This window comes from Dokdonia sp. LLG6352-1, from assembly GCF_045055815.1.
GTDB classification, from domain to species: Bacteria; Bacteroidota; Bacteroidia; order Flavobacteriales; family Flavobacteriaceae; genus Dokdonia; species Dokdonia donghaensis.
In genome coordinates this window covers 2,707,161-2,726,784 of record NZ_CP159329.1, presented here as the reverse complement: position 1 = coordinate 2,726,784, position 19,624 = coordinate 2,707,161, and the positions used below count along the sequence as shown (strand labels likewise).

Here is a 19,624-nt window from a genome sequence, read left to right as displayed (position 1 = left end):
AATTACATATCTAGAAGGTAAGCAAATATGAGTGGTGCTACGATAGTTGCATCACTTTCTATAATAAACTTAGGCGTGTTCATATCTAGTTTACCCCAGGTTATTTTTTCATTAGGCACAGCGCCACTATAAGAACCATAGCTAGTTGTGGAGTCACTGATCTGGCAGAAATAACTCCAGAATGGTGTATCTGTGCGATCCATATCTTGATAAAGCATAGGCACAACACAAATAGGAAAATCGCCAGCGATACCACCACCTATCTGAAAGAAACCTATACCGTTATCTGAGTTTGCCGTATACCAGTCTGCTAGATAGGTCATATACTCAATACCAGATTTTACGGTACTTGCTTTAAGTTCACCCTTCATCACGTAGCTAGCAAAAATGTTACCCATTGTACTATCTTCCCAACCTGGCACTATGATAGGTAGGTTTGCCTGTGCGGCAGCATACATCCACGAGTCTTTTATGTCTATCTCATAATATTCTTCAAGTACGCCAGAGAGTAATAATTTATACATAAACTCGTGCGGGAAGTAACGCTCACCGGCAGCCTCTGCATCTTTCCAGATTTTTACAATATGTTCTTGTATTCTCCTAAAGGCTTCCTCTTCTGGAATACACGTATCTGTAACTCTGTTCAAACCACGTTCTAATAAATCCCACTCATCTTGTGGGGTTAAATCACGATAGTTAGGCACGCGCTCGTAGTGGCTGTGCGCTACAAGATTCATTACATCTTCCTCTAGGTTTGCACCAGTACAAGAGATGATTTGTACTTTATCTTTACGTATCATCTCTGCAAATATTTTACCTAGCTCTGCCGTACTCATAGCACCTGCAAGAGATACAAGCATTTTTGAGCCCTTATTAAGTCGCTCCTCGTAGGCCTTTGCCGCATCTACTACAGAGGCTGCGTTAAAGTGTAGGTAGTACTTCTCTATAAATTGAGAGATTGCTCCTTTAGTCTTCATCTTGATCGTATTTTAACTTTGTGATTGTATTTTGATTTTTTGCATAGAGATTATCATTATCCTCATCTGCACTTTGCTCCATAAATTTGTAGCTCAACATTTTATAGTAAAGCTTAGCCGCTAGAAAGTCTGAAGATTTTTCTGAGGGATTAGGACATAGCTCTACAATGTCAAAGCCTACCACATTTTTTTCTTCAAAAACCTTTCTTAAAAATTCAAGTGTCTCATACCATAAAAGTCCACCTGGTTCTGGAGTGCCGGTAGATGGCATAATAGAAGGGTCTAAGGCATCAAGATCTAGTGTGATGTATACATTATCTGTCATAAGCTCTATGGCATTATCCATCCAGTAGTCATCTGTACTCATATCGTGTGCATAAAACACGTTTTCTTCATTGAGCACTGTTTTTTCTGAGGCGTCCATACTGCGTATACCTACTTGTACAAGGTTTGTAGTCTCATTTGCTTCATACATCGCACAAGCGTGATTATATACAGATCCTTCATACTCCCTGCGCAGGTCTGTGTGCGCATCTAGTTGTAGTACAGTTAAGTCATCATAACACTCATTAAAAGCGCGTATAGACCCTATAGATACAGAGTGCTCTCCACCCATCATAGTGACAAACTTATTGCGTAAAATAGCATCTTTTACCTCCTTGTGTACTTCATCTACCATTTCTTCTGGCGTGTTATGACCCGTAAGAGCTTCTGCAAGAAATACACCTTGTTTATAAACCTCTGTATCTGTCTCTATATCGTACAGCTCCATATTTTCAGATGCGTGTAAAAAGGCATCAGGACCTTTATCTGCACCTTTTCCCCAGGTACTAGTACCGTCATAAGGGACAGGGATTAATACGATTTTTGAAGATTCGGCGCTGGCATATTTTTCATCTATACCGGCATACGTTTTTTGAGATTTCATTGTAATTTGTTTAAATTTTGTTACTTGTGTTAGTTTACTGTTTTTTCGGTTTGTGAGGCAGTTTTTGATTCCGCTTTCGCGAAAGCGTCATTAACCCCATAATCATATCCCAAAATGGATAGTAGTTGCTCAGAGGTTTGCTGCTCTGCAAAAACGCTAGTTACCAGCTTACCATTTTCATCACGATCTATCAAAACGTGTTTTGGGGTAGGGATGAGGCAGTGTTGTAACCCGCCAAAACCGCCTATACTTTCTTGATAAGCACCCGTATTAAAAAAGCCTATATACAGCGGTTTATCCTTATTGTACTTAGGTAGATAAATCCCGTTCATATGCTGCTCACTGTTATAATAATCATCACTATCACAGGTAAGACCACCTAGTAAAACGCGCTCATATTCCTTTTGCCAGCCGTTTATGGCAAGCATTACAAAACGTTTATTAATCGCCCAGGTATCTGGTATGGTGGTGATAAATGATGAGTTTATCATATTCCACTTTTCGCGATCATTCTGTTGTTTTTGATATAGCACTTGGTAAATCGCACCGCCACTTTCTCCTACGGTAAAACTGCCGAACTCTGTAAAAATGTGAGGCACCGCTACGCCCGCCTCATCACAAGTTTGCTTAATCTGGCCTATAATCTCGCTCACCATATATGCATAATCATAGTCAAAGGCGAGTGAGTTTTTTATAGGAAAACCACCACCTATGTTAAGGCTATCTAGTGATGGGCATACCTTTTTAAGAGAGACATACACCTTCATACATTTAAGAAGCTCGTTCCAGTAGTATGCGGTGTCACGTATGCCCGTATTTATAAAAAAGTGCAGCATCTTAAGGGTCACCTTAGGGTTATCCTTTATCTCTTTATTAAAAAAGGGCACAATGTTTTTATAACCCAGACCTAAACGAGAGGTGTAAAATTCAAACTTAGGTTCCTCTTCTGAGGCGATACGTATACCTATGTTATAATTACCATCTATAGCATCACTTAGCAGGGTGATCTCTTCATAATTATCTATAACAGTGATACAGTTTTTATGACCATTGTTTATGAGACGCGCAATGTTTTGAACATATTGGTCACGTTTAAAACCGTTGCTAATGACAAAGGTGTCATCATTGATCTTGCCCTGTGCCTTGAGATTTTCTACAATATCTATATCAAAAGCAGAGGATGTCTCGATATGGATATCATTTTTTAAAGCCTCGTCTAGCACGTGCTTAAAATGCGAACTCTTAGTACAATAGCAGTAATTATAACTACCGGCGTAGTTATGTTCTTTTATAGCAGCTGCAAACCAGGTTTTTGCCCTGTTTATATTATCAGAGATTTTAGGTAGGTATGTAAACTTAAGTGGTGCATCGTGTTCTTTTATAAGTGCCATTAAATCAATCCCGTGGAACTGGAGCTCATTTGTTTTTAGGGTGAACTCTTCCTGCGGAAAATCAAAAGTTTGATCAATAAGATCAAAGTATTTTGTCTTCATTATAAAGTTGTAAAATATGTAAATAGAGATGTGGGCCCAGTGATAATAGGGCAGTGGAGTGATCTTCTAGTACATTCAGATGCGGAAAATGAATACCGTATAAGGATCAAAGCTTAGAAGCTTTAATGAAGTAAGGGTAGTAATGATTTCAGAAGTCAGCCTAAAAATTCGGGTCTCTATCCCTAGAGCAGCTTTCGAAGTAGACTTCCTTATCCTTCTAAGCCCGAATATGAAAAAAGATTTCATCGTTATGACAATTCGATTTAACTATGCTCGAATTATGCGGTAAACATAGTGAAAAAAACAAATCAAAAAACTTTTTTGTAAAAATTTTAAAATTATTTTTAACTAACTGAATAACAATAGTTTGATTTGGCGTTTAAGGTGGTAATTATTACTCAAGTATGTTATATTCTAGACTTAAAAGATCTTAATGTAGTGTGATTACGCTTTCGCGAAAGCGTACTTAATACCATTATACCTCTGGAGTACATAATAAGTAGTAAAAATGTGTTTAGGGATGCGATGTACCTATTAAGACGTTCTTAATATCTTGTCCATCTTGCGACCTTTTGCCAGCTCGTCTATAAGCTTTTCCATCTGCCGGCACTGCCTGTAAAGTTCAAACTCATCATCTATCTCCTCAATGCGGTAACCGCATACAACGCCTTTTATGAGATGTGCGTTAGGGTGAATGGTTGCTTCTTTAAAAAAGGTTTGAAATGTCACTTTCTCGTCTATAAGTGACTGTAATTGTGACTCATTATAACCGGTAAACCATTCTATAACTTGATGAAACTCCTCCCTGGTACGACCATTTTTTTCTAGTCTATTCCAGTAAAGTGGGTATATGGATGCAAATATCATTTGTGCAACCTTATCTTCTTTGGCGGCAGTAACTTTCATAGTGTTGTGTATATTAATGAACCTAAATATACAATTATTTACAGATAGCGATGAAGATGTGATGATGTACTGAGTGTAATTGAGGTAGAGTTGTTTTTAACTCAGTTCTTTGTTGTACATAGTGCTTTTTTAGTTTTCAAATTTCACATATTTGGTATCAACGTCAAAGTCAGCCCATTTAATTTTTAGCGTGTCATTTTCTGTTGAAGTTATTGTTCCTTTTTGAACAAAGTCATTATAAAATATCGTGATTTTATTTCCGTCCAAAATGTATGGCATATGTCCATCGCCATCGTAGTCCGCAACAAGGAAATCCTTTGCGGTTAACCAAAAATCAGCGTGAGGTCCGTTTGGGTCTTGAGTCCAAATTCCGAAAGCTTGGGTCGTGTCAATTGCTAAATTCCGTATGATTGTTTTTTCAGGTCGTTTTATGTTTTCAATTTCTGGATTGTCGGTATTATATTCCGAAATCGTAAACGTTTCTTTTTTGTCGGGATTAGCTAATTCGTTGTAAGCGTTCATAGAATCAGTTTTTAATTCCGGTTCCGTGCTTGAGTTTAGTCCGTCATTTTTCTTTTCGTTTTTACACGAAATACTGATTAAAATCAGAAAGAAAATCGATATGTAATTCAGTTTTTTCAGCATTATGTACAACAGGCCACTACATAAAGCGAGTGCGGCTCCCGATAGCTATCGGGATTGCTGGTTTACTTCACTTTGTGGTCTTGATTTGATTGGACTAAATATACAATGAATTTTGGATTTGTACGCCGCGCATAGCGGTTTGAAAATTAATTGTGAGAAATACGCTTTCGCGAAAGAATAACACTAGTCAGCTAGGAGTAATTAACCCTCATCGCAGTAGCAAACAAGCTCTTAAAACAAGCCTTTGCCATCATAAAATCAGGAAGACCCTACGATGAAAATTATAGATCAAAATTAGCTTAAAAAGGCTTGTTTTTTAACTCAGTTCTTTGTTGTCCACAGTATTTTTATTTTAATTCTATCCATAACAAAATCGAAAATCCGATTGCTATTAATATTCCAATTCCGTTTAAGATTATTTTGTTCTTAATAATTAGTGTCAGAATAAAGTCAGCTAATAAGCCAACGAGACCTAATGACATTAACCCAACCATAGCTACAACTCCCCAACCTTCTTCATATGACAATATTTTCCATTTAGCAATTGTGTAAATTATGCAACAAACTAAATAGATAAGAAAATAAACTCTTAAAATTGTCCACTTTTTCACTTGTTTCATTCTCAATAAATTGGTGCATCAAATTTTACTATTATCGTGTCATTCTCTACGATAAAGTCAACCCAATGGTCAAGTGAACCTCCATTCGTGTAATATCCTCCACCACTAATTTCCTTTTTTCCACTCGCACGAGTAAAAGTCAGAGAGTAAGCTCCGTCAGATTTGTTTTTACGCATCGATAAAAATTCCGTGACGCTTTCATTCGGTTCAATTCGGTCAATTTTTATTACTTCCAGTTTTTCAGTCGTTGTAAATTCCACATTTGCTATCGGTTCGCTTGAGTCATTTTTGATTTTCATTTCAATCCCATCCTTTTTGTAGAAAAAACAAGAGTTTAAAGTAAAAATTAATATTAATGCAAGCAGTTTTTTCATATTGTGGGCAACAGGCCACTACATAAAGCGAGTGCGGCATTTTGCTGGATAGCCTGTATTTATTTGTTTTTTAATTGATTGTTTAAATATACACTTATTTGTGAATCTGTCGCCGCGCATAGCGCTTTCAAATCCCGATATACTTAGGGACACGTTATGTAATAGTTCTTGCATCCGACGAGAGAGGAACGACCGAGAGTAAGGCACAAGGTGGCGGCTGATTGAGTAGGGTGGGAGCTTTAAAATCCTAGCAGATTTGCTCTATGATCCATCTGTGCCAGATTCTTGATTATTGCTCTTACAATCGCTCTTAAACCGATTTTGAAGCGTAGCCATACGATTGCGGTAATAATCAAGTATGCAACTGCCTTTTGTGTAGCTTATTTTGTCGTGAACTGCGAGCCCTTGGGCAATCAGCTGCCACGTTCCGGCTATGAAGCGTAGGAACGGTTTGGTTGGTTAGGCCTATGCTTTATAGCCATTGTTGTAGGCAGTTATTTTATTATTCTTTTGTCAAATTTGAAGTTCTTTCTCTGATCTTCAGATATTACATTTTTGACCATTGTTGAATCACACACACCATATTTCTCAAAATTCAAACGTCCTTCTCTTAAGGTTATATGATTGGGTCCTGAATGTGCGTCTAAGTCTTCTAAATCAATCCCATCGTCTTCCCAAAAGCAGATTGGACAAATTTCATATCCACCTTTTTCTCCTAATGTGAAGTAGTCGCAGCAAGGACATTGAAGTTCGTTACCGTTTGGTTTAACCTTTTTCCAATCGCCCGATTTCTCCATTTCTTCAAGTTCTTTTAATTCGTCTTTAAAGGTCTCTTCAAACTCTTGGTCAAAAGTGTCCTCTGATTTCTTCACAGAGGTATTGCATCCGAAAATGAGACCAAGCAATAATATTGAAATTAAATTCTTCATTTTAAATGCCTACAACAGGCCAATACATAAAGTGAGTGCGGCATACTTTGACAAGCTCAGTACAAGCTTTGCTGGTTAGCCTGTATATATATGTTTATTAATTGATTGTCTAAATATACGCTTATCTGTGGATTTAAGCGCCTCGCACAGCGGTTTGAAAATTAATTGTGAGAAATACGCTTTCGCGAAAGAATAACACTAGTTAGGTAGGAGTAATTAACCCTCATCGCATTGGGAAACAAGCTCTTAAAACAAGCCTTTGCCATTATAAAAATAGGAAGACCCTATGATGAAAATTAGCTTAAAAGCTTGTACTGAGCGTAGCCGAAGTAGGCTTGTTTTTTAACTCAGTTCTTTGTTACCAGACGTTTTTTATTAATCCGATTTAATATCATCTTCAGTTCCAAATTTTCCATCAGAACCAGCAGATGTAATAATAAATCTTTTTCCATTTTCCATAACCTTTAATTTATATTCTCGATTCCAAGCATCTTTTTTCCAATCTTGTCTTAAAGGACTATTTCCGATTAATTCATTCAGTTCCGTTGGGTATGTTCCTAAATTTTCGTTCCAATTATCCATTCTGTCACTCATTTCCGATATTTCTTGTTTTGTTTTTTCAGGAAACACAGACTTTCTTTGATAAGTAAAAAACAGAATAGCACTTAACCCCCCAATGACTAAAACAGAAATAACCATAATTGAACTCGGCTGTAGAAAATATCTTTGGAAAGGTCGTTTCTTTCCATCAGATTTTTCCATTTTCGAGATTCTTCTATGATGTTTAAAATCTTCTCGAATGAGTCCAAATTCTGCTAAAGTCGATAGTATTAATTCAATCATTCGGTTGTTTTGGTAAATATGCTACAACAGGCCACTACATAAAGCGAGTGCGGCATACTTCGACAAGCTCAGTACAAGCTTTGCTGGTTTGCTTTACTTTGTGGTCTTGATTTGTTTACAATAAATATACAATGAATTTTGGATTTGTGCGCCGCGCATAGAGCTTTCAAACCTGCCTCCGACGAGCGTAGCGAGAGGAAGGCATAAATTCGCGTTATGTAATAGTTCTTGCATCCGACGAGAGAGGAACGACCGAGAGGAAGGCACAAGGTGGCGGCTCATTGAGTAGGGTGTGAGCTTTAAAATCCTAGCAGATTTGCTCTATGATGATTCTGTACAAGATTCTTGATTATAGCTCTTACAATCGCTCTAAAACCGATTTTGAAGCGTAGCCATACGATTGCGGTAATTACCAAGTATGCAACTACCTTTTGTGAAGCTTATTTTATCGTGAACTGCGAGCCCTTGGGCAATCAGCCGTCACGGTTTTGTGTATGATTAGTGGCGTGGGTTGGCACTTAACTTTGCAAATAAAAACCGAATAGAAAATCCGTGAGGATTTTCGTAAGTAAGCTTGAACTAGCCATTAATTATAAACGTTGTTGCCAACAGTTTTTTATCGATTAATTAAAGTTATATAGTGAATTGCAAAAATCAGTCTATTGGTTTTATTGTTCAAATCAATTTTTTCTATATTCCTTGAATAACCACCGATTACTGAAGGCGCAATATCTCCCCAATTTTCAAATTTATCAGCATAGTCTTTTATCAATTCAGAGTTTTCTCCTATGGCTTTTAAATACTTTTGGTAATTGCTATTATATTTTAAGTTAAAATAGTCTTTGTTAGTAATAGAGTCTGTATTAGTCTGCCATATTTTATCAAATACTTTTAGTTTTTTTGCGTCAGAGCTAATTTTATCATATTCTTTTAAATCTGGAATAGCCATATCATTAAAAACACTATTTGAAAATTCCACATACGCTTTTGTTTTAGATTCAGATTTGTATTCAGATATAAGAATTCTGTCAAATTCAGCTACTAGTGAGTTCAGTTCAACAAGTTCAGATTCTGTCCAAATTTCGTTTGGATTTTCAATTTCAGATTCTTTCGAATTCACACAGGAAGTCAGAAATAAAATTGGCAATAAAATTCCGATTATTTTTTTCAATTTGAAGTTTTTTTAAATTGTTGGCAACAGGCCACTACATAAAGCGAGTGCGGCTCCCGATAGCTATCGGGATTGCTGGTGTGCCTGTTTTTTGTTTTTTCATTGATTGTCTAAATATACACTTATTTGTGAATCTGTCGCCGCGCATATAGCTTTCAAGCCTGAATCCCACGAGAGGAACACCCGAGAGGAAGGCACAAGGTGGCGGGTGATTGAGTAGGGTGGGAGCTTTAAAATCCTAGCAGATTTGCTCTATGATCCATCTGTGCCAGATCCTTAATTATAGCCTTTACAATCGCTCTCAAACCGATTTTGAAGCGTAGCCATACGATTGCGGTAATTACCAAGTATGCAACTGCCTTTTGTGTTGCTTATTTTATCGTGAACTGCGAGCCCTTGGGCAATCAGCCGCCAACGGTTGAGCTAAGAACAGTACGGGAGCAAACTAGCTTTTGCTTTCCGCCATTCACTAGCGAAATCTTTTGGTTTTGTTTTTTCTTTTTTTTGTCAAAGCGAAATCCCAAAGATTTCGCGACATTATAAATATACACAGACCTTAGCGTTTAAAACCTAAGCCCGTATTGTTTATAGGTTTTGTTGTGCTTTCGTTATTTCCGTTCGCAATTCATCTCCGATATTTACCCATTCCGTTTTGTCGGTCAATTCGAGTATAACCGAACATTCAGTTTTAACTACTCCCGAAATATGTAAATACCATTCTAAATAACTCCAGTCCGTTGGTTTAGGGGCGTACAGAGTTTTTCTGATATTGTCCCAATGCACTTCGGTTGCAGACCTATAGATGAGCGTAAATCTTGACTTTTCAGGCCTCAAATGGAGTCGACCTGATTTATCTATTTCAATTAGTACTATATTATCTCGTTCCAATTTTTGATTTATTTTGAAAACTACTCATAGATTGAAGCTCCTTTCAGTATTGTTTTGAAGTTCTCCCAAGATGGTTCATCTGCATTTATGTCCATTTTCATATTGTCGTAAAAACCTTGAACATCGGATGTATAAGCTTGCATTGCTTCTAGAAAGTCCTCTAGAGTTCTATTCTCCCATTCAGATTTATTCTCCTTTAATTCTTTTCTAAACTCTTCTAAAAACTCTATGAATTGAATTCTTGTCATTTGGTGATTTATAATGAAGCACAACAGGCCACTACATAAAGCGAGTGCGGTATTTTGCTGGTGTGCCTGTTTTTTGTTTTTTAATTGATTGTTTAAATATACACTTATTTGTGAATCTGTCGCCGCGCATAGCGCTTTCAAATCCCGATATACTTAGGGACGCGTTATGTAATAGTTCTTGCATCCGACGAGTGAGGAACGACCGAGAGGAAGGCACAAGGTGGCGGCTGATTGAGTAGGGTGGGAGCTTTAAAATCCTAGGAGATTTGCTCTATGATCTATTTGTACCAGATCCTCGATTATAGCCCTTACAATCGCTCTTAAACCGATTTTGAAGCGTAGCCATACGATTGCGGTAATCACCAAATATGCAACTGCCTTTTGTGTGGCTTATTTTATCGTGAACTGCGAGCCCTTGGGCAATCAGCCGTCACGTTCCGGCTATGAAGCGTAGGAACGGTTTGGTTGGTTAGGCCTATGCTTTATAGCCATTGTTGTAGGCAGTTATTTTATTATTCTTTTGTCAAATTTGAAGTTCTTTCTCTGATCTTCAGATATTACATTTTTGACCATTGTTGAATCACACACACCATATTTCTCAAAATTCAAACGTCCTTCTCTTAAGGTTATATGATTGGGTCCTGAATGTGCGTCTAAGTCTTCTAAATCAATCCCATCGTCTTCCCAAAAGCAGATTGGACAAATTTCATATCCACCTTTTTCTCCTAATGTGAAGTAGTCGCAGCAAGGACATTGAAGTTCGTTACCGTTTGGTTTAACCTTTTTCCAATCGCCCGATTTCTCCATTTCTTCAAGTTCTTTTAATTCGTCTTTAAAGGTCTCTTCAAACTCTTGGTCAAAAGTGTCCTCTGATTTCTTCACAGAGCTATTGCATCCGAAAATGAGCCAAGCAATAATATTGAAATTAAATTTTTCATTTTAATTGCCTACAACAGGCCACTACATAAAACGAGTGCGGCATACTTCGACAGGCTCAGTACAAGCTTTGCTGGTTTGCTTTACTTTGTGGTCTTGATTGGTTTGGACTAAATATACAATGAATTTTGGATTTGTACGCCGCGCATAGAGCTTTCAAACCTGCCTCCGACGAGAGAGGAACGACCGAGAGGAAGGCACAAAGTGGCGGCTGATTGAGTAGGGTGGGAGCTTTAAAACCCTAGGAGATTTGAGTTATAATACATCTCTGCCATTTATGCGTGTAACAAGGAGCAATACCCTTTCGCGAAAGCGGAATTAAGTAAGTTACACTTCAAAGTGAAGAAATAATCATCTCAGGGTGCTAGACTTTTGTGCATTTAAACCGTCTCGTGACAAAATAACAAATGATGACAAAACAGACGCTAACCGCTCGTTTTGCAAAGGATATATCTCTCCAAAATTAGTAAAGCTCAGAAAGAAATATCAATCTGAGCTTTTTAAAAAATTAGCGATGTCTTTGCACATCTATTTTAATGGGTTTCATCTGGATAAGGTTAATACGATGTAAAAAACGCATTATAAGATAGGTTACATCTATCTCATACCAACGCACACCTCCAAAGTTAGGTCTAGACCCAAACTTGTGATGATTGTTGTGATATCCTTCTCCCATCATCAAGAAGTCAAAGCGAAAGAGGTTCTTAGAAGTATCTTTAGTTTTAAAGTTTCGGTAACCTAAAATATGTCCAAACCAGTTAATGATGACACCGTGTATAGGAGCCATAGCTAGCACTACAGGTAAAAATAGCCATTGCCACCAAGCGGTTGCAAATACAGCAAAAAAGGCAATATACAATGCACCCCAAAGCAATCTAGAGAAACGAGAACTGGCAAAAGCATCAAAACGTTTCCATTGTGGGACGTTCTTTTTAAACTTTGCATCTACTTCAACTCGGTCGTTATTAATGTCTTGGTAGATATTTTTTGTTTTCCACATCATAGCAAATGGATTTTCATCATAACTAGGGGAGTGTGGGTCCTTATCTGTATCTGTATAGGCGTGGTGCATTCTATGCATAATACCATAGCCATAGGCACTCAGGTAACTAGGCCCTTGAAAAATCCAGGTTAGTACAAAGGTTATTTTTTCGGCTGTTTTTGACATTGTAAATGTTTGGTGTGCCGCATATCTATGTAGAAAAAATGACTGAAAAAACAGGCCACTGTACCACATTACGATTACAAAGAGGAGAATAAGCATTTCTTTTTTATGCAAAGGTACTCTGGTGAGCAAACTCGCACAATGAACCTACATTAACTAATGCGCTTGCGTATGCGGCTAAGTGCTTGAGGCGTTACACCTATGTAAGAGCTTATGTACTTGAGAGATATCTCCTTGAGAAGTTGTGGGCGCTCTTTAAAAATACTGAGGTAACGCTCTTCTGCCGTTTGATCAAGAAGCGATTGTAGCCTTTTTGACTTAGTAATAAATAGATTTTCGGCAGTGAGTCTACCTATAAGGTTGCCTATGGCTGTTTTATTGTAAATTTCTTGAAGATCGTTATAAGAGATACTAAGCATACTTGTATTAGAGAGTGCTTGTACGGCGTGCTCAGAAGGTTTTTGAAGCAAGAATGAGTCATAAGCACTTACAAACTGATTTTCAAAACAAAAGCCAAAGGTAATTTCCTTTTCTGTCTTTGGTTTAGGTATAAACAGTCTTACTGTACCAGAGGTGATAAATGAGATATAATTTTCTACCACACCAGCTTTGTGTATGATGTCCTTTTTCTTAAAAGTACGCTCTTTTAGCTTTGAACTAAAGAGCTCCCAATCACTGTCTGAAACGGGTGAAAATTTATTTATATAATTACGTATCTCTGTCAATGCTTTACAAATTTGCTTTACAAAGATACTACTCAACAACCTCTTTAAAATCGTTATCTAAAGATGTTTTACTATTGTTTTATTATAACTAAGTTCGTACGGCCTTAAAAAACGTATAATAATTGCAATCATTATGAAAAAAGAAACCTACTTAATTATACTGGCTTTTTTCTCTATTTACGTCTTTTGGGGCTCTACTTATCTATGGAACAAGATTGTGGTAAGTGAGGCTCCTGCCTTTATGCTTGCTGGTTTACGATTTACCACGGCAGGCCTTCTTATCTTTTTTATAGCAAAAATTACAGGCAAGTCACTTAAGATTACTCCTAAGCAATTACGCAATTCTGTACTGGCAGGATTCTTTTTTTTAGTCTATGGTAATGGTGTATTTGTATGGGCACTTAACTATGTAGATAGCGGTTTTGCCGCATTGCTTGCTGCACTACAACCTTTATCCATACTTCTATTGATGAGAATTACTCAGAAAAAGGGTCTAAAACCTAAATCTATTGTAGGTGTTGTACTCGGTCTCATAGGGATGTATTTACTAGTATCACAACGTGAGATTGCAATGCAAGAAGGAGCTGCACTCGGTATAGGGATGATTTTTACCTGTATTTTAAGCTGGAGCATAGGGAGCCTCTTTGTGGCTAAAGCAGATCTTCCTAAAAACTTTTTTATAACAACGGGTTACCAAATGGTAAGCGCCGGTATACTTTTATGGACAGCAAGCTTTGTGATTAATGAACCTTGGAGCTTTCCAAACTCCTGGAGTACACGTGCACAATTCTCTATGGTGTGTCTCGTGATTTTTGGAGGGATTGCCGCCTTTACATCTTTTAATTATCTCCTTAAAAAGGTATCTACAGAGAAGGTTGCTACCTCTGCTTATGTAAATCCAGTGGTTGCATTATTTTTAGGGTGGTATTTTCTTGATGAGCAGGTCACCTTACAATCTATGATTGCTGCCGTAGTACTTCTAAGCGGTGTTTATTTTATAAACAGTGTGAAGAAAAATGACAAAACAACCCTAAGAAAGCCCTGGCGTAGAGGTAGAGGCTAGCGTTTAAGGTATTTGTAACGCATAAAAAAGTCCCGAGTTATATCGGGACTTTTTTATATCGCTATGTCTAATTATACAAAGGTGGTCTCACCTTTATCTAGTGCTTCTTTTGCGTCTACAATAGTAGCATCTTCTATATCATCTGGATGAGCGGCTCTGCGGTTTGTAGTTTTATTAGCCTTTGAGAGTTCTTTGTCAAGCGCATTTTTTAAACTCGTGAGCTTTTCAGACACTTGCTCTTCTACATCATTATATGTTTCCTTGAGCGTGTCTCCAGCTCTTTTTGCCTTGTCTTTAAGCGCGGCTTTCTCTTCTGGTGATAATTTATTGTACTTATATAAACCTAGGGCACCCGCAGCTACTGCAAGTAAACCTAGTATTCCTTTTGTGTTATTGTTCATAGTATAGCTTGTTTTTAGGTTGCTTACTAAATATAAGTTATCTGTATTAAAATACCTCCGGCTACCACGATATTAGTATTTTATTAATACACTTTTAGTAAAATCACTCACTGTTTTAAGATATACTGTTTATGGTGGATATGAGTACGCTTTCGCGAAAGCGTATCAAAAAAACTACTAGGCAACAGCCTCTGTCATTGCATAATAATGCAAGATGTTTTTATAAAACGAAATGTTTTCTTCTGTCTCACGTATGCAAGACTTTAAAAACTTCTCAAGGCTGTTAAACGTGATTTCAACCTCGGCACCTCGTTCTAGCATATCTATACCTAGTAAAACGGTTCCTTTTTCTACATCAAGCACCACTGATGAAGCGTTAAAGTGATTCTTTATAATAGCCGTGTGCAACTGCTTAAAGTTTGCTCTGCGCTTAAAGCGAAAATCTGTAGAGTACTCTATAAGATTATTGAGACTTCTTACAATGTTGTTGTTTGATTGGATCATAGCGTTTGGTTTTTTTCTTTTGAACATCATAAAAATAAAATCTAAAGTGTTAATAAAAATCTAATAGTCAGCATTTTATAAATTGTTTAACTTTTGCACTACTACGCTATAGGGTATACTATGCTGGTATAAGTAATACGTAAGAGATCTATGGTTTGGATCTCAAGAGCAAGCCTTTTTATAAGAAGTTTTCTTTTACATAAGGTTCTAATTAAACCATTAATTAGGCGTACTTTCGCGCACTGATAAAAGCCCTGATTATGAAGCGTATAAATGAATACAAAAAACTCTTTGGAGTTGAGAAAGAAATAGATCTTAAAATGCTCAAAAAGAGCTATAGAAATCTTGTAAAAGAGTGGCATCCAGATAAGTTTCAAGCTGGAGACCCAAAACAAGAGGAGGCAGAGATACAAAGCCGTCGCATCATAGATGGTTACCACTTTCTAGTAAGTATGGCGCCAGAGACTAAGGAGGCAAATCTTGAAGCATATACAGAAACCATAACTAATGCAGCCATTGCAGATTACCAGCATAAAGGTTTACTACTTGAGGTAACTTTTACAGATGGTACTACTTACGAGTACTTTGGGGTGACAAAAAAGACGTATATTAAAATGATTAATGCAGGTAATCTTAACCGTTTTGCAAAACGTAGTATTTACCCTAAGCATAATTACCGTAAGTCAAAAAGACACTTACAAGAAGCATAATTAAGGCAACATCAAGTTTACAGATTACAAAGCGCCAGCATATATGACAAGTACATTTACCGCTCTAGGAGTAACAAACGGAATACAAGAAGCTCTAGCTGCGCTAGATATTGTACAACCTACAGATATACAACAGCAGGCCATCCCGGCGTTGCTCACATCAAAAAAGGATGTAGTTGCACTAGCGCAAACAGGTACTGGTAAAACGCTAGCTTTTGGGGTTCCTTTATTACAACTTATAGATCGTACTAACCCTACGGTGCAGGCTGTTATACTTGTCCCTACACGAGAACTAGGACAACAGATATACTCAAACATTGTAGCCTATGCGGCACAATTACCAAAAGTATCGGCAGCGGTTTTTTATGGAGGAATACCTGTAAAAGAAAATATAGAACGTCTTAAAGAACCTGCTCAAATTGTAATTGCAACACCTGGACGTCTTATCGACTTAATGGAGCGTAAGGCAATAAACATCTCTCAAGTCAATTACCTTGTGCTAGACGAGGCAGATGAGATGGTAAGTGCTCTTAAAGATAGTATAGATGTCATTGTAGAGACAATGCCTAATAATAGGCGTACCTTCTTATTTTCGGCAACGATGCCTGGTGCGGTTAAACAACTCGTGCAAAATTACCTGTCTAAAAATCCGCTAGAGATTACAGCAGAGCGAGCAAATCTCGCTAGTCACAAAATCACACACGATTATGTAGTGGTGGAGCCTATAGAGAAGCTATATGTATTAATGCATTTCTTAAACTCAAAAATAGGGGAGCGTGGTATTATTTTCTGTAAGACAAAGGCTGCTGTAAATAAACTTGCAAAAAACCTGGCTATTAATAAGTTTTCTTCTGGGGCATTACATGGTAGCTTGAGCCAGGCTATACGTGATCGTATGATGGGACAGTTTAGAGAAGGTCATATAGACATACTCGTAGCCACAGATCTTGCGGCACGTGGTATAGATGTAAAAGAAATCTCTTATGTGGTTAACTACCACTTACCAGAGTTTTATGATATGTATGTACATAGAACGGGACGTACTGCCAGAGCAGGAAAAACAGGCTATGCGCTTACTGTTTTACAACAAGAAGAGGTTGCAGAAATACCAGAATTTGAAGAGGAGCTGGGAATCACTTTTTCCGCTTTCGCGAAAGCGTCACCTCAAGAAATCGCAGATAATAATCTCATACTCTGGGCTCGTAAAATCTTTAAAACAAAGCCTAATCGTGAGCTCTCACCAGAACTAAGAGACAAAGTACACAAGGTTTTTCACCATCTCACCAAGGAAGAACTTATAGATAAACTACTTGCAAGAGAAACTGTAAGCAAGTAAATTAAGCGCTAAAATTGCTTTATTATATACTTATGACTTTGTTTTAATTACTTAGCTTTGGTTATGACATTAAAACAAAGCCTTTTACTAGTAAGTCTTATCTTAACTAGTAACCTATTTGCTCAAGAAAAGCAACCATCAGATATATTTTGGGAAACACTCTCAAGCCATTGTGGTAAAGCTTACAAGGGTCACCTTGCTTTACCAGAAAATGACGAAGCCTTTGGCGGTAAAGAGCTCGTAATGCACGTGCGCTCTTGCTCAGATAACGAGATAAAGGTTCCTTTCTTTGTAGGAGAAGATAGATCGCGCACTTGGGTCTTTACAAAGAAGGATGGTATTATCACTTTAAAACACGATCATCGCCACGAGGACGGTAGTCAAGATGCAGTAACTCAATATGGAGGTACAGCAAGTAATGTAGGAAAAGAAGATATTCAATTCTTTCCTGCAGATCCACATACACAACAACTTATACCTGCCGCAGCAACAAATGTCTGGTGGGTAACTCTAGATGACACCACCTTTACATATAACTTAAGAAGACTAGGCCGCGATAGTGTCTTTAAAGTAGTGATGGATATCACAAAGCCTATTGCCACGCCAGAAGCGCCTTGGGGCTGGAAAGATTAAATAATAACGAGATTACAACAAACACAACCAACTATGAAAAAACTATGGTATTTCTCAATGATTGCTGCCAGCTTTATAGCCTGTGAGCAGTCTGAGCAAAAAAATGAAACACACCCTGAGGTAGTCTTTGACGGCATATCTGAACAAATTGCCCCCGGTGATGATTTTTATAATCACGTAAATAAAACTTGGTATGATAATGCTGTCATTGCAGATGATCAAGTAGGAGTAGGGGCATATCGCTTTCTCAACATACCACAACAAGAGCTTCTTAAAAATATACTAGAAGAGGTTTCTGAGCAATCACACGACAAGGGTAGTGTTGAGCAACTAGTGGGAGATTTTTATGCCTCTGGTATGGATACGCTCAGTATTAATAAGCGTGGTATCAAGCCTATACAACCACTGCTAGAAAAGATAGAGGGTACTACTACTACAAAGGAGCTGATGGATGTGGTAGCAAATCAAATCAAGACGGGTGATTATTCCTTTCTTGCACCTTACATCTCACCAGATCAAAAAAACAGCAAGCTTAACATCTTGCATCTAGCTCAAACGGGATTAGGTCTACCAGATCGTGATTACTACTTTAATGAAGATCCTTCATCTGTAGCCATACAAGATGCATATAAAACGTATTTAGCTACACTTTTTAAATTAGTAGGTGATACAGAAGCGGCGGCAAACGCGGCAATAGTCTACGCTATAGAAAAAGAACTTGCAGATTCTCATAAAACAAGAATACAGCGTCGCGTTATAAAAGATAATTACAACAAAGTCTCGGTAGTAGATCTAGATAATGGACATAATCAAATAGACTGGAAACATATTTTTACAACGCTAGGTACAGATATAGACTCATTAAATGTAAGACAGCCGGCATACTATGATAAAGTAAATGATGTACTTGCGAGCACTGCTCTCAAAGATTTAAAGCTTTATGTAAAGGCAAAGTCTTTAAGCAATCACGATAATATTTTAAGTACACCTTTTCAAGATGCCTCTTTTGCATATACTAAGGTAATCTCTGGACAAAGCGAGCAACAGTCACGTACTAAACGTATGGTGCGCAATGTAGATAGACAAATAGGATTTGCCTTAGGCCAGCTGTATGTAAAGCGATATTTTAATGAGGAAGCAAAGGAAAGAGCCCTAGACCTGGTAAACAATTTTCAGAAATCACTCGAGCAACGTATAGAAAACCTGGAGTGGATGAGTGATAGTACAAAGGTAAAAGCCAAGGAGAAACTCTTTGCTATCAATAAAAAAATAGGCTATCCAGATGTATGGAGAACCTACGACGTAGAGATAAACAGGGGTCAGTTTTTTGAGAATGTAGTTGCCTTACGTAATGATAGTTACCATTACGAACTTAAACAACTTAATAAAGCACCTAACCGTGATGAATGGGGTACTACACCATCTACAGTTACCGCTTATTACAACCCATCACTTAACGAGATAGTCTTCCCTGCAGGAATATTACAGGCGCCATACTTTGACCTATATGCAGACGATGCTGTAAACTATGGTGGTATAGGGATGGTAATAGGTCACGAGTTTACACACGCTTTTGATGACCAAGGAGCCCAATATGACAAAGAAGGAAATGTCAAAAACTGGTGGACAGAAGAAGATTATACCAAGTTTAAAGCAAAAACACGGCAAATTATTGAGCAGTACGACAGCTTTACTGTTCTTGACAGCGTGCACCTTAAAGGAGCACTTACTGTAGGAGAAAACACGGCAGATAATGGCGGAATCTCTATCGCTTATGATGCCTTTAAAAGAACAAAGCAAGGTCAAGACACCACAAAAATAGGAGGTTTTACTCCAGACCAGCGCTTCTTTTTATCTGTAGCACGTATCTGGCGTGTCAAGACAAGAGATGAGTATTTAAGAAATTATGTAGCTACAGATCCGCACTCACCACCTATCTGGCGTGTAAATGGACCACTTATGAACTTCACTCCATTTTATGAAGCTTTTGATGTAAAAGAGGGGCAAAAGAATTTTAAAATACCAGAAGAAAGAATTAAAATCTGGTAATACGATTTACAAGAGATTTGTATTTACGATATTTGCCACGTAAAAAATTAAAAATAGTGATGAGGAAGAAGAGATTACAA

The 19,624-nt window shown here is 37.6% G+C and carries 22 protein-coding genes; 5 read left to right on the top strand and 17 right to left on the bottom strand.

The features are described from left to right. Positions 1-2: 2 nt before the first annotated feature. The 15 genes from ABVM49_RS12200 to ABVM49_RS12130 form a co-directional block, all read right to left on the bottom strand. Entirely contained in the window at positions 3-977 is a 975-nt protein-coding gene (locus ABVM49_RS12200; RefSeq protein ID WP_405202170.1) for a deoxyhypusine synthase family protein, read from the bottom strand. After that, the gene (speB, locus tag ABVM49_RS12195; protein ID WP_405202169.1) at positions 967-1,905 is read right to left on the bottom strand and encodes an agmatinase; all 939 of its coding nucleotides are present in this window, start codon (positions 1,903-1,905) and stop codon (positions 967-969) included. Before speB ends, ABVM49_RS12200 begins: the two co-directional genes overlap by 11 nt. A gap of 29 nt (positions 1,906-1,934) precedes the next feature. Beyond that, positions 1,935-3,398, bottom strand: a complete 1,464-nt coding sequence (locus ABVM49_RS12190; RefSeq protein WP_405202168.1) for an arginine decarboxylase — start codon at positions 3,396-3,398, stop codon at positions 1,935-1,937. Positions 3,399-3,932: 534 nt separating this feature from the next. Continuing rightward, the gene (locus ABVM49_RS12185; protein WP_405202166.1) at positions 3,933-4,304 is read right to left on the bottom strand and encodes a DUF2200 domain-containing protein; all 372 of its coding nucleotides are present in this window, start codon (positions 4,302-4,304) and stop codon (positions 3,933-3,935) included. 129 nt (positions 4,305-4,433) lie between these two features. After that, complete coding sequence (locus ABVM49_RS12180; protein ID WP_405202165.1) at positions 4,434-4,826, bottom strand: hypothetical protein; 393 nt, start codon at positions 4,824-4,826, stop codon at positions 4,434-4,436. A gap of 470 nt (positions 4,827-5,296) precedes the next feature. After that, positions 5,297-5,569 carry a hypothetical protein gene (locus tag ABVM49_RS12175; protein ID WP_405202164.1) on the bottom strand — a complete coding sequence of 91 codons (273 nt, stop codon included), beginning with the start codon at positions 5,567-5,569 and terminating at the stop codon, positions 5,297-5,299. 2 nt (positions 5,570-5,571) lie between these two features. Next, positions 5,572-5,943, bottom strand: a complete 372-nt coding sequence (locus tag ABVM49_RS12170; RefSeq protein ID WP_405202163.1) for a hypothetical protein — start codon at positions 5,941-5,943, stop codon at positions 5,572-5,574. A 494-nt stretch (positions 5,944-6,437) separates the two neighbouring features. Then, positions 6,438-6,872 (bottom strand): CPCC family cysteine-rich protein, encoded by a 435-nt coding sequence (locus ABVM49_RS12165; protein WP_405202161.1) that lies wholly within the window; start codon positions 6,870-6,872, stop codon positions 6,438-6,440. Positions 6,873-7,247: 375 nt separating this feature from the next. Then, positions 7,248-7,715 carry a type II secretion system protein GspG gene (locus ABVM49_RS12160; RefSeq protein ID WP_405202160.1) on the bottom strand — a complete coding sequence of 156 codons (468 nt, stop codon included), beginning with the start codon at positions 7,713-7,715 and terminating at the stop codon, positions 7,248-7,250. A 616-nt stretch (positions 7,716-8,331) separates the two neighbouring features. Further along, positions 8,332-8,886 carry a hypothetical protein gene (locus tag ABVM49_RS12155; protein ID WP_405202159.1) on the bottom strand — a complete coding sequence of 185 codons (555 nt, stop codon included), beginning with the start codon at positions 8,884-8,886 and terminating at the stop codon, positions 8,332-8,334. 585 nt (positions 8,887-9,471) lie between these two features. Beyond that, the gene (locus ABVM49_RS12150) at positions 9,472-9,774 is read right to left on the bottom strand and encodes a hypothetical protein (protein WP_405202158.1); all 303 of its coding nucleotides are present in this window, start codon (positions 9,772-9,774) and stop codon (positions 9,472-9,474) included. Positions 9,775-9,794: 20 nt separating this feature from the next. Continuing rightward, entirely contained in the window at positions 9,795-10,022 is a 228-nt protein-coding gene (locus ABVM49_RS12145; protein ID WP_405202157.1) for a hypothetical protein, read from the bottom strand. A 504-nt stretch (positions 10,023-10,526) separates the two neighbouring features. Next, positions 10,527-10,904 (bottom strand): CPCC family cysteine-rich protein, encoded by a 378-nt coding sequence (locus tag ABVM49_RS12140; RefSeq protein ID WP_405202156.1) that lies wholly within the window; start codon positions 10,902-10,904, stop codon positions 10,527-10,529. A 562-nt stretch (positions 10,905-11,466) separates the two neighbouring features. After that, the gene (locus tag ABVM49_RS12135; RefSeq protein WP_405202154.1) at positions 11,467-12,222 is read right to left on the bottom strand and encodes an acyl-CoA desaturase; all 756 of its coding nucleotides are present in this window, start codon (positions 12,220-12,222) and stop codon (positions 11,467-11,469) included. Between the two features lie 53 nt (positions 12,223-12,275). After that, positions 12,276-12,848, bottom strand: a complete 573-nt coding sequence (locus ABVM49_RS12130) for a Crp/Fnr family transcriptional regulator (RefSeq protein ID WP_038600752.1) — start codon at positions 12,846-12,848, stop codon at positions 12,276-12,278. A gap of 133 nt (positions 12,849-12,981) precedes the next feature. Between ABVM49_RS12130 and ABVM49_RS12125 the strand changes: the two genes are divergently transcribed. Next, a complete protein-coding gene (locus ABVM49_RS12125) occupies positions 12,982-13,911 on the top strand; it encodes an EamA family transporter (protein ID WP_405202153.1) in 930 nt (309 codons plus the stop codon). Positions 13,912-13,982: 71 nt separating this feature from the next. On the opposite strand, the gene ABVM49_RS12120 is transcribed toward ABVM49_RS12125, so the two are convergent. Further along, complete coding sequence (locus ABVM49_RS12120; RefSeq protein WP_405202152.1) at positions 13,983-14,312, bottom strand: hypothetical protein; 330 nt, start codon at positions 14,310-14,312, stop codon at positions 13,983-13,985. Positions 14,313-14,489: 177 nt separating this feature from the next. Beyond that, complete coding sequence (locus ABVM49_RS12115) at positions 14,490-14,816, bottom strand: hypothetical protein (protein ID WP_038596828.1); 327 nt, start codon at positions 14,814-14,816, stop codon at positions 14,490-14,492. Positions 14,817-15,076: 260 nt separating this feature from the next. On the opposite strand from ABVM49_RS12115, the gene ABVM49_RS12110 reads away from it, so the two are divergent. The 4 genes from ABVM49_RS12110 (at position 15,077) to ABVM49_RS12095 (ending at position 19,544) form a co-directional block, all read left to right on the top strand. Continuing rightward, the gene (locus ABVM49_RS12110; protein ID WP_035324769.1) at positions 15,077-15,526 is read left to right on the top strand and encodes a KTSC domain-containing protein; all 450 of its coding nucleotides are present in this window, start codon (positions 15,077-15,079) and stop codon (positions 15,524-15,526) included. A 43-nt stretch (positions 15,527-15,569) separates the two neighbouring features. Then, positions 15,570-16,862, top strand: coding sequence for a DEAD/DEAH box helicase (locus ABVM49_RS12105; RefSeq protein ID WP_405202151.1), 1,293 nt, complete (start codon positions 15,570-15,572; stop codon positions 16,860-16,862). Between the two features lie 63 nt (positions 16,863-16,925). Continuing rightward, the gene (locus ABVM49_RS12100) at positions 16,926-17,495 is read left to right on the top strand and encodes a hypothetical protein (RefSeq protein WP_405202150.1); all 570 of its coding nucleotides are present in this window, start codon (positions 16,926-16,928) and stop codon (positions 17,493-17,495) included. A 33-nt stretch (positions 17,496-17,528) separates the two neighbouring features. Beyond that, on the top strand, positions 17,529-19,544 hold the full coding sequence (locus ABVM49_RS12095) for a M13 family metallopeptidase (protein ID WP_405202148.1): 2,016 nt from the start codon (positions 17,529-17,531) through the stop codon (positions 19,542-19,544). Positions 19,545-19,624 lie beyond the last annotated feature (80 nt).

Excerpts from the sequence above, each read along its gene's own strand:
- ABVM49_RS12200 (WP_405202170.1), bottom strand. The coding sequence starts at position 977 with ATGAAGACTAAAGGAGCAATCTCTCAATTTATAGAGAAGTACTACCTA.
- speB (WP_405202169.1), bottom strand. The coding sequence starts at position 1,905 with ATGAAATCTCAAAAAACGTATGCCGGTATAGATGAAAAATATGCCAGC.
- ABVM49_RS12190 (WP_405202168.1), bottom strand. The coding sequence starts at position 3,398 with ATGAAGACAAAATACTTTGATCTTATTGATCAAACTTTTGATTTTCCG.
- ABVM49_RS12185 (WP_405202166.1), bottom strand. The coding sequence starts at position 4,304 with ATGAAAGTTACTGCCGCCAAAGAAGATAAGGTTGCACAAATGATATTT.
- ABVM49_RS12180 (WP_405202165.1), bottom strand. The coding sequence starts at position 4,826 with ATGAACGCTTACAACGAATTAGCTAATCCCGACAAAAAAGAAACGTTT.
- ABVM49_RS12175 (WP_405202164.1), bottom strand. The coding sequence starts at position 5,569 with ATGAAACAAGTGAAAAAGTGGACAATTTTAAGAGTTTATTTTCTTATC.
- ABVM49_RS12170 (WP_405202163.1), bottom strand. The coding sequence starts at position 5,943 with ATGAAAAAACTGCTTGCATTAATATTAATTTTTACTTTAAACTCTTGT.
- ABVM49_RS12165 (WP_405202161.1), bottom strand. The coding sequence starts at position 6,872 with ATGAAGAATTTAATTTCAATATTATTGCTTGGTCTCATTTTCGGATGC.
- ABVM49_RS12160 (WP_405202160.1), bottom strand. The coding sequence starts at position 7,715 with ATGATTGAATTAATACTATCGACTTTAGCAGAATTTGGACTCATTCGA.
- ABVM49_RS12145 (WP_405202157.1), bottom strand. The coding sequence starts at position 10,022 with ATGACAAGAATTCAATTCATAGAGTTTTTAGAAGAGTTTAGAAAAGAA.
- ABVM49_RS12135 (WP_405202154.1), bottom strand. The coding sequence starts at position 12,222 with ATGCTTATTCTCCTCTTTGTAATCGTAATGTGGTACAGTGGCCTGTTT.
- ABVM49_RS12125 (WP_405202153.1), top strand. The coding sequence starts at position 12,982 with ATGAAAAAAGAAACCTACTTAATTATACTGGCTTTTTTCTCTATTTAC.
- ABVM49_RS12120 (WP_405202152.1), bottom strand. The coding sequence starts at position 14,312 with ATGAACAATAACACAAAAGGAATACTAGGTTTACTTGCAGTAGCTGCG.
- ABVM49_RS12115 (WP_038596828.1), bottom strand. The coding sequence starts at position 14,816 with ATGATCCAATCAAACAACAACATTGTAAGAAGTCTCAATAATCTTATA.
- ABVM49_RS12110 (WP_035324769.1), top strand. The coding sequence starts at position 15,077 with ATGAAGCGTATAAATGAATACAAAAAACTCTTTGGAGTTGAGAAAGAA.
- ABVM49_RS12105 (WP_405202151.1), top strand. The coding sequence starts at position 15,570 with ATGACAAGTACATTTACCGCTCTAGGAGTAACAAACGGAATACAAGAA.
- ABVM49_RS12100 (WP_405202150.1), top strand. The coding sequence starts at position 16,926 with ATGACATTAAAACAAAGCCTTTTACTAGTAAGTCTTATCTTAACTAGT.
- ABVM49_RS12095 (WP_405202148.1), top strand. The coding sequence starts at position 17,529 with ATGAAAAAACTATGGTATTTCTCAATGATTGCTGCCAGCTTTATAGCC.